This window comes from Streptomyces hirsutus (assembly GCF_001418415.1).
In the GTDB taxonomy this organism is placed as follows: Bacteria; Actinomycetota; Actinomycetes; order Streptomycetales; family Streptomycetaceae; genus Streptomyces; species Streptomyces hirsutus.
The window spans coordinates 1-12571 of sequence record NZ_LIQT01000341.1 but is presented as its reverse complement, the minus strand read 5'-3'; the positions used below and the strand labels follow the sequence as shown (position 1 = coordinate 12571).

At 68.8% G+C, this 12571-nt stretch carries 10 protein-coding genes; 3 read left to right on the top strand and 7 right to left on the bottom strand.

Going from position 1 to position 12571, the window contains the following annotated elements; all coding sequences use genetic code 11:
* Window positions 1-251 precede the first annotated feature (251 nt).
* Window positions 252-2174, top strand: coding sequence for a discoidin domain-containing protein (locus AOK11_RS24715; RefSeq protein ID WP_055595936.1), 1923 nt, complete (start codon window positions 252-254; stop codon window positions 2172-2174).
* A 105-nt stretch (window positions 2175-2279) separates the two neighbouring features.
* Here AOK11_RS24715 and AOK11_RS24710 read toward each other — a convergent pair whose 3' ends face one another.
* Both AOK11_RS24710 and AOK11_RS24705 read right to left on the bottom strand, forming a co-directional pair.
* Complete coding sequence (locus AOK11_RS24710; protein ID WP_055595935.1) at window positions 2280-2555, bottom strand: hypothetical protein; 276 nt, start codon at window positions 2553-2555, stop codon at window positions 2280-2282.
* Between the two features lie 13 nt (window positions 2556-2568).
* A complete protein-coding gene (locus AOK11_RS24705; protein WP_240497478.1) occupies window positions 2569-3285 on the bottom strand; it encodes a TNT domain-containing protein in 717 nt (238 codons plus the stop codon).
* Between the two features lie 503 nt (window positions 3286-3788).
* Between AOK11_RS24705 and AOK11_RS24700 the strand changes: the two genes are divergently transcribed.
* Window positions 3789-4847, top strand: a complete 1059-nt coding sequence (locus tag AOK11_RS24700; protein WP_420903012.1) for an alpha/beta hydrolase — start codon at window positions 3789-3791, stop codon at window positions 4845-4847.
* A gap of 562 nt (window positions 4848-5409) precedes the next feature.
* Here AOK11_RS24700 and AOK11_RS24695 read toward each other — a convergent pair.
* From AOK11_RS24695 to AOK11_RS24690, 3 genes are all read right to left on the bottom strand, one after another.
* Window positions 5410-6567, bottom strand: coding sequence for a toll/interleukin-1 receptor domain-containing protein (locus AOK11_RS24695; RefSeq protein WP_055595933.1), 1158 nt, complete (start codon window positions 6565-6567; stop codon window positions 5410-5412).
* A gap of 29 nt (window positions 6568-6596) precedes the next feature.
* Complete coding sequence (locus AOK11_RS42990) at window positions 6597-7412, bottom strand: macro domain-containing protein (protein WP_157869442.1); 816 nt, start codon at window positions 7410-7412, stop codon at window positions 6597-6599.
* Window positions 7413-8424: 1012 nt separating this feature from the next.
* Window positions 8425-9201 carry a sulfite exporter TauE/SafE family protein gene (locus tag AOK11_RS24690; protein WP_055595937.1) on the bottom strand — a complete coding sequence of 259 codons (777 nt, stop codon included), beginning with the start codon at window positions 9199-9201 and terminating at the stop codon, window positions 8425-8427.
* Between the two features lie 436 nt (window positions 9202-9637).
* Between AOK11_RS24690 and AOK11_RS24685 the strand changes: the two genes are divergently transcribed.
* Complete coding sequence (locus AOK11_RS24685; protein ID WP_055595932.1) at window positions 9638-10597, top strand: alpha/beta hydrolase family protein; 960 nt, start codon at window positions 9638-9640, stop codon at window positions 10595-10597.
* A gap of 112 nt (window positions 10598-10709) precedes the next feature.
* On the opposite strand, the gene AOK11_RS24680 is transcribed toward AOK11_RS24685, so the two are convergent.
* Both AOK11_RS24680 and AOK11_RS24670 read right to left on the bottom strand, forming a co-directional pair.
* Window positions 10710-11141: an FxLYD domain-containing protein gene (locus AOK11_RS24680; protein WP_055595931.1), complete on the bottom strand. Its 432-nt coding sequence runs from the start codon at window positions 11139-11141 to the stop codon at window positions 10710-10712.
* Window positions 11142-11832: 691 nt separating this feature from the next.
* Entirely contained in the window at window positions 11833-12279 is a 447-nt protein-coding gene (locus AOK11_RS24670; RefSeq protein ID WP_055595929.1) for a hypothetical protein, read from the bottom strand.
* Between the last annotated feature and the right edge of the window lie 292 nt (window positions 12280-12571).

Sequence of the window (12571 nt, the reverse complement as noted above, 5' to 3'; positions counted from 1 at the left end):
GGTACGCGGACATCATCCGCGGGCACGAGGGCGAAGCCCGGCGGGCCGCGTAGGGGCCACCGCCCCCGGCGCCACCCGCCCCGACCCGGGACCCCGGTGGGCGCGAGCGAACCCCCACACCTCGCGCCCACCGGCAGTACACGCACACAGCCGCACACAGAAGCCCCCACCGGTAGGTACAGGCACGTACAGGCACGTACAGGCACATCAGTCAGGGAGCCGGCGCCCCCACACTCCCCAAGGAGAGCCGCATGCCACCCCGCACTCCCCGCACTCCCCGCACTGCCCGTGCAACTTCCCGCCGCACCGTCCTGACCGCCCTTGCCACGGCCGCCGTACTGTCCGCGGGCTCGGCCTTCGCGGCCCCGACAGCCGCAGTCCCGCAACCGGCCGCGGCGGCAGCGGCCGCCTGGGACGACGACCGCGCCGCCACCGCGTACGCGGCCGACCCGACGGCCGTCACCGCCTCCGGCAGCGAGAATCCGGACGTCGGCCCCGGCCGCGCCACCGACGGCAACGGCTCGACCCGCTGGTCCAGCGACTTCGCGGACAACGCCTGGATCCAGGTCGATCTGGGCGCCACCCTCCGCATCGCGCGCGTCACCCTGGACTGGGAGGCGGCCTACGGCAAGCGCTACGTCCTGGAGGTCTCGAGGAACGGCACGGACTGGACCCCGTTCTACACGGAGACCGCCGGCACCGGAGGCTCGGTCACGGCCCACACGTACCCCCAGGAGGTGACCGGCCGCTACGTCCGGATGCGCGGAGTGGAACGGGCCACGCCATGGGGCTACTCCCTCTACTCCTTCAAGGTCTACGGCGGCGAACCGGCCCCGGCCTCAACCACCCGCGCGAACCTGGCACTCAACCACCCCGCCTACACGAACCTCTACCAGCACGCGGGCAACTCACCGGCGTTCGTGACGGACGGCGGCTGGCCCGCAGACCTCAAGGCCGACCGGACCCGCTGGTCCAGCGACTGGAACGCCGACCGCTGGGTCTCGGTCGACCTCGGCGCCCGCTCCACCATCGACACGATCGACCTCTACTGGGAGGCCGCGTACGCCGTCGACTACGAGCTCCAGGTCTCCGACGACAACCGCACCTGGCGCACCGTCCATCGCCCCTCCGCGTCCGAGGTCGCGGCCCGCCGCGCCGACGTGAAGTCACCGGCCGAGGCGACCGGCAGGCACGACACGGTGAGACTCGCCCAGCCCGCCACCGGCCGTTACGTCCGCATGCTCGGCAAGGAACGCCGCTCCTTCCACAATCCCGCCCCGGCGACGGCCCAGTTCGGATACTCCCTCTACGAGTTCCAGGTCTGGGGTACCGGCGGCAGTGCGACAGCGGCGTACCCCGCCCTCCCCGCCGACCAGTCGGGTGCGTACCGGACCACATTCTTCGACGACTTCACCACATCCTCCCTGGACCGCTCCAAGTGGCGTGTGGTGCGCACCGGTACGGAGATGGGCCCGGTCAACGGAGAGGCGCAGGCGTACGTCGACTCCACGGACACCATCCGCACGGAGAACGGCAACCTGGTCCTGGAGGCCAAGCACTGCAAGGGCTGCACCCGAGCAGGCGGCGGCACCTACGACTTCACGTCAGGCCGCATCGACACCAACACCAAGTTCGACTTCACCTACGGCAAGGTCAGCGCCCGCATGAAGCTCCCGGTGGGAGACGGCTTCTGGCCCGCGTTCTGGCTCCTGGGCAGCAACGTCGACGACCCGGCCGTCTCCTGGCCCGCCTCCGGCGAGACCGACATCATGGAGAACATCGGCTACGCCGACTGGACCAGCACGGGTCTGCACGGCCCCGGCTACTCCGCCGACGGCAACATCGGCGAACGCCAGATCTATCCGGGCGGCGGCCGCGCCGACCAGTGGCACACCTACGCCGTCGAGTGGACCCCGACCGGCATGCGCTTCCTCGTCGACGACCGCCTCGTCCAGGAGACCACCCGCAACACACTGGAATCGACACGCGGCCAGTGGGTCTTCGACCACAACCAGTACGTCATCCTCAACCTGGCCCTCGGCGGTGCCTACCCGGCCGGCTGGAACAAGGTCACCACCCCCTATTGGGGTCTCCCGCAGTCGAGCGTGGACCGCATCGCGGCCGGGGGAGTCCGGGCGGAGGTGGACTGGGTGAGGGTGGAGCAGAAGGGGTAACCGCGGTAGCCCTTCTCGTCACCCCGGCTCGCCCATGCCCCGGCCGGGGTGACTCCCGGCTGAACGTGTTCGTCACCTGCGTCGTCAAGGCCCTGTGGAGGCGCCCTATGGGGTGCCGCCGCCCGAGGGCGGGTTCCCGGTTCCGGTCAGCAGCCGCAGGAGGTGCGTGCAGGCCGATTCCTCCCGCGTGTGCTGGGCGACGGCCTCCCAGGTGCCCCGTTCGTAGGCCCCGGTCTCCCACATGCCCGGGGCCGTGCGGGAGCGGCGCAGGTAGAGGAAGTCGGTCGGCAGGGGAGAGGGCTCGTGCACGCCCTCGATGTAGTAGTGGCCGTCCCGCACGCCCAGGGTGCGCAGGACGGTGTGCAGCGTGCCGCGGTCCACCGGCGGGCCCGGGTCAGTCCGCCGCGTGAGCGAGGTAGCCGTGGTCCAGGAGCCACTTGACGTTCAGACGCTCGCTGTCGCCCGGGTTGAGGAGGGTGGGGTCGAGCTTGATCTGCTGTCCGCCGCCGGGCTGTTCGAACCAGGGGGCGATGCCGCCCTGCCGGACGGCGAAGGCCTGCGTGACGGTGTAGCGGTGGTAGTCGCACGGGGAATCCGGCTCGCGGGTGTTGAGGTTCTGCGGCGGCAGCGCCCGTTCGGCGTAGAGGTCGCCGGCGGGGGCGAGGTAGGAGCCGTACTCGGAGCCGAAGCGGTCCAGGTCCTCACCCGGCTCCAGGACCTCCACGTGCTGGTCGACCTCCCCGTTGACCTCCGCGAATCCGTCGTTGGGCGGGTACTTCCACCCCGCCGGTCCCTCAGGGTCCTCGTCCTTCCAGTACTTGGCCAGGAACGCGCTGGGGGAGAGGTCACCGGTGCGCTGGTAGTTCTTCAGCAGCGGTCCCACTGGGGCCTCCCAGGGGCGGGGCAGGGTCTCCGGACCCAGCCGGGCGTCGCCTTGGTATGCGCCGGTGCACGGGGCAGGACGCGGGGCCGTTTGTTCCGTCCGGTGGTGCTCCTCGGTTGCGGGGGTTGCGGGGGCTGCGGGGGTCGCGGCGGTCGCGGTCGTCGGGGACAGCGCGGTGGCCAGGAGCAGGGTCAGGGCGGACAGGGCGGCGCGTGAGCGGTTCTTCACGTGTTGCACTCCGGTGCTCGTCGGGGCGCCCTGGCTCGTACGAGGCCACCCGCTGGGGCGCGCAGTGGCAAGGTGAACAGCGGCGGTGGCGCATGCCAGGGCCGATGCTGTCGGGGCGTTGTCGCCCGGCTTCCGCAGTCAGGAGGTGGCCGCCTCGGCTGGTTCGGCGTTTCGACGTGGAGATCAACGATCGCGTGACGGCAAGGACACGCGGTCTCGTGACCGACGACGCGGAAAAGGCGGACCGGACCGTCGTGGGGTACTCGTTTCCGCCGCTCAACTGCTCCCGGCGGGCAAGCGGATGAAGCGAAGAGCAGGAGAGACCGGGAGAGACGTCGACAACCGCTCCCACCGGCGGTCGTGCACTGTCGGGCCGTCCGCAGGGATGTCACCATGAGGCGGGGCCACGGTCGACGATCCCGACCGGCAGGCACCGGCCCAGTCCGGTCGCACCGTTCGTGCAGTGAGGAACCGAACCGCAGGGAGCCGCCGTGATCGCGCACGTGACCGCCGTCCTGCACCGTCGAGCCGGCCTCCCGGTCATCCTCGCGGTCCTGCTGCTCGTCGTCCTCGCGCCGACCGCACCGGCGCTCGCCACCGGCGCGCCTGCCCTCGCCGTGGAGGGGGCTGCCGACACCGCCCGGTCCGTGAAGCCGCGATCCGTGAAGCCACGAGGCGGGGCCGAGGTCGTCGCGGTCACCCAGGTCGCCGAACGGCAGGTCGATCTGTCGGTCCGTTCACAGGCCCTGGGCGGCCGTACCGTCAAGGTGCGGCTCCTCACCCCCGACGGCTGGAACCCCGGAGACCGGCGTCAGCACTGGCCGACCCTCTGGCTGTTGCACGGGTGCTGCGGCGACTACACCTCGTGGACGAGCCTGACCGATGTCGCCGGGATCGACAGCCTGCGCGACGACGTGCTCGTGGTGATGCCGGAGGCCGGCTGGAACGGCTGGTACAGCGACTGGTGGAACCACGGCCGGGGCGGCGACCCCGCGTGGGAGACCTTCCACACCGTCGAGCTGCGGCAGCTCCTGGAGCGGGACTGGGCCGCCGGCCGCGACCGTGTCGTCGCCGGGCTGTCGATGGGCGGCCAGGGCGCCCTGCAGTACGCCGCCCGGCACCCCGGCATGTTCAAGGCGACCGCCGCGTACTCCGGTTCCGCCCACCCCCTGTTGAACGACGAGTCGGTCGACCGCATCATGGGCTTCTTCGCCGGCCAGGGCAACGACCCGCTGCGCGTCTGGGGCGACCCGGTGGCGCAGCGCCGTATCTGGGCGGCGCACGATCCGTTCCACCTGGCCAAGCGCCTCAGGTCGATCCCGGTCTACCTGTCCTGCGGCGACGGCACCACCGGCCCCCTGGACCCGCCGGGCAGCACCAGCGCGCTCGAGGCCGACTTCAACCGGCAGAACCACGCCCTCGCCGCCGAACTGGAACGCGTGGGCGCGAAGCACGTCACCACCCACTTCTACGGACCGGGCACTCACGGCTGGGCCTACTGGGAACGCGAGCTGCACGCCTCCCTGCCGATGCTGCTCGGCGCCCTGCGGGTCGGCCACTGAACCCGGTTCCGGCAGCGGCCGACGACTGCGCTTCCGAACGGAAGCGGTACTTCCCGGGAAAGCCGGTGAGGGCAGACGTGGTGAGAGCCTGCCCTGTACGACACTCTGCGTACGCGGGGCGCCGTCGTCGAGGTGAACTGCCCCCGGTGATTCAGGGCTTCGGCGGAGCAGGGCTGTGCCCCCCCCGGCAGGACCGCCCGGTGGAGGTGGGGCCGGTCGGAGGGGCACACGAAGCCGATCAGGCGTTCGCCGCGCCCTACGGCGGTCCGCGTCGAGGTGTTCGCCTCGGGTCCATGACACCTCGGCTCTCAACGGGCCCGACCGCGGGAGGCCCTGTCCCCGTTCCCCGCTGTCGACCGCAGCAAGAGCTCCATGCGCTGCCCGCATCCGCGCACCACATCTTGACGACGGCTGGTGCTCCGAACCGATCAGCACCTGTGAGGCACGGCGAGGTCGCCACGCCGACGCTCGGTCTCCCGTCATTCGACCTCGGCTTTTGCCGGGGCGGGCTTCGTGAGGTCGCCGTACTCCTTCCCCGACGAGGCCGATGCACGGGAGGGGCTCATCCGGGCTCCTTCCCCGTGACCGGCCACAAGACGTCTGCGCTCAGATCGAAAGCCGCCTGACACATGTCGAAGTACTTCGAGAAGAGGCCGGGGTTCTCCGCCTGATTCACATAGAAAACTGGACGCTCCCGCCCTGTGACGGCTGTCATGAGTGCGAACAGGAGGTCACCGGAAAGTTCGGTGTTGTCTGGATCGACAAACCAGAATGTGTCGACCAGCAGGCCGATTTTTTTGATCTTGAGTTGTTTCCGTAGACGGTGATGAACATCATTCCCGGCGCGGCGCGCAATGAACCTGTCCAGATAAAGGTGTGACTCGTGGTGGGTGAGCACGTCGTCCAGTCCTGAGAACTCTGACATTGCGCTTCCGAAGATCACCTTGTTGTAGGTGTAAAGAATCTTTTCGTCCCATAGGTCTGCTATGAGGATGCGAATCCTCTTCGATGGGTCGGCGATGAGTGAGTCGAGCAGTGCGGAAAATGTCTCCTCGTTGTTGTGTAGATTGAGAAGAAAATTCAAGTTGTTGCCGACGAGGAATAAATCACGCCGGTACTTTTCGAAGATTCCCGGCATCTGGAAATTTCGAGAGCCGGCGATGTTGTCGTTGTAGGTGAGTACGCCAGTGAAATGGTCGGGCAGGAGTCTCTTGCTGTCCACGGTGTCGGCTATGGCTCGCTCCAGTTGAGGGAAGGTCCGGTGGAACTTCTCTCGCATTTCGATGACCTCTGTGTCATCGAGCCCGAGGAGTTGACTGAGCTTCTCGGTCAGTCGCCGTACGTCCTGGACGTTACGCAGTGAAACGGCCTGGAAGTCCGCCAGAGGTGGACACAGTTGCCGCAGTTCACCCGGGGACAAGTCGAACAGCAGTGGAAATACCTTTCCCGCCCGGAGGGACGGGTTCAAGCATCCGCTCTCGTATATCACCCATGGACTGCGAGCGGTCCGCTGCGACAGGAAAATGAAACCGAAGTCCGCCTCGTTCAGTGCCCGGTAGATGCTCGGGACGGTGTGCTCACCCGGTGCGATCTCGCGAGAGAAGAAGTAGTTCACCCGACCCTCGAAGAGAGAGCTCATCCACTGGCGGAAGAGTTGAGCCAGAGGTTCGATTCGCGGGTCTCGGGTGGACCAGCTCAAGAAGGCCTTGGCTTGTGTCATGGCAGCTTCCCCTCCGTCACGCCGGGAGACTAAAGAGCCATCAGGAAGTGTCGAATTTCCAGCATGTTTATGTCACGCAAGGCGGACGGATGTACGACTACGGTGAGTTCGCGTGTGACCACCCGGCCCCGAGAGGCTGCGGCGAACGAGAGCAGGATCATTTTCAACAGGTTTTCATGGCTCAGCGTGTCGATCCGTCCCAGCGCGCCACCTATGACTGGAATGGCGAGCGGTTCTCGGTGTCCGTGTTCGTACACTGTCTCCCAGAGGCGACAAAGGCTCACCCAGATTCTTTCGGGGTTGGACTCGGCAACCAGATTGTTTCCCATTCTGCTGTATGCCGTACCGAAAGCCATACGTCCATTACGGGTGAGGACGATCGTCGTTCCTGTGGGGTAACGTGCTAGCTTTCCTTGTGGTTTGTCTGCTCGAGACTCGACCGATGTGACGGAGTGCGATGCGAGAGCGTCCGAAATTTCCTGGTCCAGTTCGTCCTGTGCTCCTGCGTACCAGCGCTCCAGTAGTTGACCTTGCACGCTGGAGCGGCTGATCACCACATCATCGGTGACGCAGGTGTCGAAGGTGTCGGTGAAGCCGACAACGATGTGGCCGCTCTGTTCGAACAGGTCTCCGGGGACGATGCGGACTCGCATGTTCGGATGGCTGAAAGATCGCTCCGAAGTCCCCTGAGGGAGAATCTGAGCCACGCCCCACGCGGCACTCATCCCGACGGTGGCTGTGATCACCAGTAACGGTGTCGAGAATGTCAGGGAGAACACCTGGGCCGTCAGTTGCACTACGCCCGACAGGAGCCCGAAGGCTGCCAGCGTATGCGTCAAGAACACGCGGAGACTACGGCGGCCCCACTGAAACCGTAGGACACCACCGGACCCGCTCGTCATTGTGCGTCCCTGCCGGGGCGACGGAAGCGGAAAATTTGCATGATCCCCCTTTTCCCGTAGACGAGTTACCCACGCGCCAAGTCGTCGAATCTTTCTGCCGGGCGTTTCGGTTCGTTTCTCCGGTGTGGGACGGCTGTGGCGAAAGCCTGGCCTGTCGGCGTACGACCCAGGAGGTCTCGAGGTGGGCGGTTCGGCTCGCGGCCGCTGAAGGTGCCGACTCGCCGGCTTGTCCCGGGACGGGCAAGGAGCGTCCCACCGGGTCGCATGGGACAGCAAGACCGTGAACCGTCGCCGAAGCCCTCCGGCGGACACCGTGGATCGCCGGTGGCGCCACGTGCTCGTCCTCGGTGGGCCCGGCGTCCGGGTACCGGCGGCGCGGGACGAAGGCATGCCCGGCCCGACGTCGCCCCCTCGGTCCACCTGATGGTGTCCCGCTGTGTGGTGTAGGGGATCTCCGCGGTTGAATACGCGGGGCCCGCTCCCTCGTGTGTGCCGTCTGCCGGCGTCTGCTCCCTGAGCAGGAGACAACCACCGTGCAACTTTCCTAGGTGGAAGGGCAGTTCGGCCTCAGGGGTCCACGGTGGCCTTGCCCCGGCATGACCTGCTTCGCCTGCTTGAGTCACTACGTTCGGAGGGTGGTCCTGGACTCGTTCGCGAGATTGCCGAACGGCTGCCGCAGGAACCGATTGAGGCCGAGGCCACCGCGAGGATCGGCGCCGAGTGGTGAGAACACTCCGACACCCGGCCGACCTGGCGCAACGGGCACCGGGAGTTCCTGCGGGTGCGCCACGAGGCGGACATCCGCTCGGGCTTCCCTGGCCACCGCCCGGACGCGCCGGAGGCGCACCTGCCGGAGTAGCCCCCGCATACAAGGCCGGGGACAGCGCGGCGAGCGGGCGAACGGGCGACAGGCAGGTGGGTAGACAGACAGGTAGGCAGGCAGGTGAGCCGATGGTCAGCGCAGTGTCTGGACGGCGTACAGCGTGCCGAGGGCGACGGCGAGGGTGCCCAGGACGAGCCGTAGGGCGGTCTCGGGGAGCCTGGGCTGGAGGCGGGCGCCGAGATAACCGCCGACGAGGCCCCCGAGCCCGCAGGCCAGGCCGAGACCCCAGTCCGGTGCGACGTCGCCGGGGCTGACGAATCCCAGAAGGGCGAAGGCGGCCGCGCCCACGAGGGACGTGACGAACGTCGAGGCGAGAGCGGCGGGCGCGACACGGCCGACGGGCATGCCCCGCCCCACCAGGATCGGGCCGAGCAGGGAGCCGCCGCCGATGCCGTACACGCCGCCGATGATCCCGACGGCGAGGGCGAGGGTGCTCACGGTCCGGCCGGACGGTTCGGTGCGAGCGGGCGCCTGCTGCGCGTTCCGCCGCAAAGAGCTCCAGCGGAGGGTTCGGGCGCACAACCACAGCCCGAGCGGTACGAGGAGCGCGGCGATCAACAGGCGGAAGACCGTCGGACTCGGCAGTGCGAAGACCCGGATCACCGCACCGATCACGACCCCCGGGACGGTACCGAGAACGAGCCGCCGCGTGAGCGGACCGCGCAACGCCCCGTCCCGCCGGTAGCGCCACAGGGCGCCCGGGCCGGCGACGACGTTGAACAGGAGGTTCGTCGGAGTGACCGCCGGGCTCGGCACACCGAACACGCTGAGCTGGACCGGCAGCAGGAACACCGCGCCGGAGACCCCGACGGGCGCGGTCACGACCGAGATCAGCGCACCGACGATCATCCCGGCCGCCAACAGTTCCACGAGCACTCCCGGAGCGGGTTCAAGGTCGGACGCATCTGGCCGCCCAGTGTGACGTGGAGCGGCCTCCGGTACGAATCTGCCGGACCCTTCCGGCAAGTCCGGCCAGGACACGCTCACATGACCGCTGGTACGGCACCCGGAGCGTCGGCCACCGGTAGGGCGGTCCCGCTTCGGCGCAGGCGTCGATCTGGCGGTGGACGGCGTCGCCCACCAAGACTCCCCTTCCGTCCTTCCGTGAGATTGAAAAGCGGAACCTCGTTCCGTATCGTAAGCGGAGCGATGTTCCGCTTCATTCGTGGCGGCAGGCCGGGAGGCCGGGCCGTCCGCCCCCGTCCCGCTCCGGCCGGACGGGGAGCACGCGCTCGTCGGTACCCGCGTCGATGTGACTGCACATCAGAAAAGGGAAGGCATTTCCATGTCCGCCTCGAACAACTCGAACAACTCGAACGATGCGAACGCACGGAAGGCCGCGGACGCACCCACCACGGTGGTATCCGCCAGGCCGGTCGTCCTGCCCGCCCCGGACCGCGGCGAGGATCTCCAGGTCGGCGTGTCCGCCCCCGCGACCGGCGGTGAGCTGCCGGTCATCGTCTTCTCGCACGGCTTCGGCGCGTCGATGAAGGACTATGCCCCGCTGGCGGACTTCTGGGCCGCTCAGGGCTTCGCGGTCCTGCAGCCCACCCATCTCGACTCCGGGACGCTCGGCCTCCCCGCCGAGGACCCCCGTACGCCGCGGATCTGGCGCTTCCGCGTCGAGGACCTCAAGCGCGTGCTGGACGGACTCGACCTTCTGGAAGCCTCCGTGCCGGGCCTCGGCGGGCGCCTCGACCGCAGCCGCATCGCTGTGGCGGGCCACTCCTGGGGAGCCCAGACGGCGAGCACGCTGCTGGGCGCGCGCGTCCTCGACTCCAGCGGCGGGCCCGGCGAGGACATGTCCGATCCCCGGGTGAAGGCGGGTGCGCTGCTCGCGCTGACCGGCCTCGGCGACGACCTGACCCCGTTCGCCGCCGAGCACTTCTCCTTCATGAGGCCGTCCTTCGACACCATGGCCGCGCCGGCCCTCGTCGTCGCCGGGGACCGCGACCGGTCCGCGCTCTCCACTCGCGGACCGGACTGGTTCACCGACCCCTACACCTACAGTCCGGGAAGCAAGAGCCTGCTCACCCTGTTCGGGGCGGAGCACTCGCTCGGAGGCATCTACGGGTACGGGGCCGCCGCGACGACGGACGAGAACCCCGCGCGCGTGGCGCTGATCCAGAAACTCACCACGGCCTTCCTGCGCAGCGCCCTGTACCCCGAGGACACCGGCTGGAAGGCCGCGGCCACAGCGCTGGACGAAGACCCCAGTCCGCTGGGCACGTTGCAGCACAAGTAGGCGAGCCCCCACCAGGACTGGCCGCGGGACCGACCGCACAGGAGGGCGCGATGTCGGAGGCCGGCGGTTCGCGGGGAAGGTGCCGCAGGGCCGAGCCGGCCAGGTGCGGCGGTCAGTTGGCCAGGGCGATGCGTTCCGCGTGGGCGACCTTCACGGATGCGATGTCGGACAGCTCGCGTTTCCCCTCGAAGTCGCTGTACTCGTTGAACTCGCCCTCGTCGGAGTCGGTTTCGCCGGCGGCCAGGTGAGTCGTGCCGACGTAGGTCTGGCCGACGAAGTCGCCTTCCTCGTCGAAGGCGTTGACGACGACGGAGTAGTTGGCGGGCCCGTCCCCCTTGTTGGTGATCCTGTAGCTGAACTCGTACGTCTCGTCGGGGTCCGTGTCGCAGTCGTTGTACGAGTAGATGTCGTCGTCGTCGCAGTACGCATCGTCGCTGTCGTCGGCGACGAGTTCGCCGCCCGAGACCTCGACGTGGTCCCTCACGTCGTCGTCCTCCTCGCCCAGCACCCACCAGGTGACACCGCCACCGGCGAGGAATGCCACGACGACGGCGGCGATGACGGCGAGTACGAGGGTGCGCCGTCTTGACCCCGGACGGCGGTCGACCGTCGGCCTCGGGGCCTGAAAGGCATGGGGGGCCGGGGGAGTCGAGGGCGGTGTGGAGGGCGGTGTGGAGGGGAGCGGGGGTGAGGATGCCGGTTCCGGGTTCGGTGCTGGTGCCGAATCCGGTCTTTCGGGGGTGCTGTTGTCGGACATGGTGTGGCGGCTCCTCGTCGGGGTGGTGCGCGCCGTGGGCGGCACGGGCGAGTGGTCCATCGGGGCGAGCGGAGGCGGCACTTGTCCTCGGGCTGAGGTGTCCTGCGTTCTGTTCTTCCTGCCCTCTGTGTAGCGAAGCTCGGCCCCGGCCAGCAAGGGCAGCGGGCCATGGACGTGATGTGAACGGGCTCGGGCCACCGGGACCCTCTCGAATACCGACTACCCGTCGTGATCGCGGCGCCACGACGATGGACGTGTGGCGGATGCCGGGCGAGCGGTGCATTCCTCGTGGGGCGGAGAACTCGGCACGGGGTCGGCCGGCGACCTCGGTTTCCGTCTGCCTTGTGGAGGGAGGGCGCACCTACTGGATGTGAACACCGGCTCTTCTGTCGCCGCGCCGGGGCGGGCCGGGTGGCTCCGGTCCAGCCTGGACCCATCGGTGGTGCGGCGGTCCAGGCATCGGCTCACCCGGATCACCTCATTGCAGGGACAGGCCCTCGGGTGAGGTGAGCCCCTTGGCGGGGTCGGCGCGGAAGGTCGCCCTCCATGCATCGGGAGGGCAGGAAGCGCCGTTGGGGTGTTGCTCCGTCAACCGTGCGCGGCGGCTGTCGTCCACGACGACCCGCTCGTCCCGCGCCGCCGTCACCTTCAGCCGCACCGGGACGGTGACGGCGCCGATGTCGTCCGGAAGCCGGACCGAAACCCCTGCGATCGGGTTGTCCGCGTCGCCGGACTTCTGCTCCTCGCACCTGTCCTCCACGCACACGCGGATCACCGCCGCGTCCGTGCCGCCGAAGTCGGCGGGCCGCCACACCACGGAGACCTCCGAGTTCATGCCCGCCTTGGTGCACAGGGTTTCCTGGCCCCAGGCCGAGCAACCGGTCAGGGCCGCCGCCGTGGCGAGGACAAGCAGGATGCGTCGCATGTCAGGACCTTGCCATGGCGTCGGGGCAGTGGACAGTACGCCACCGCCTTTTCCGCGTGCACCGTCGGTCGTCGAGCTCCCCGAACGGCACGCGGAAGAAGCGGCGGCGTGCCGTCCGCGGGTCGGTGCGCTTCGAGCGCGCCCAGGAGCACGGTGACGACGCGGGTGGCTGCGTCCCCCTGCTCGGTGGTGAGTTCCGGGAAGCCTTCGGCGACGGAGGAGGCCGGGATGGGGTGCCCTCGATGCGCCGCACCCGGCATCGGCCGCGACACCGATCGGGAGCGTCTTCGCC

What these genes read in the sequence shown, in the direction of transcription:
- AOK11_RS24670 (WP_055595929.1), bottom strand. Translation starts at nt 12,279, where the DNA reads ATGCGACGCATCCTGCTTGTCCTCGCCACGGCGGCGGCCCTGACCGGT.
- AOK11_RS24690 (WP_055595937.1), bottom strand. Translation starts at nt 9,201, where the DNA reads ATGATCGTCGGTGCGCTGATCTCGGTCGTGACCGCGCCCGTCGGGGTC.
- AOK11_RS24715 (WP_055595936.1), top strand. Translation starts at nt 252, where the DNA reads ATGCCACCCCGCACTCCCCGCACTCCCCGCACTGCCCGTGCAACTTCC.
- AOK11_RS24695 (WP_055595933.1), bottom strand. Translation starts at nt 6,567, where the DNA reads ATGACACAAGCCAAGGCCTTCTTGAGCTGGTCCACCCGAGACCCGCGA.
- AOK11_RS24685 (WP_055595932.1), top strand. Translation starts at nt 9,638, where the DNA reads ATGTCCGCCTCGAACAACTCGAACAACTCGAACGATGCGAACGCACGG.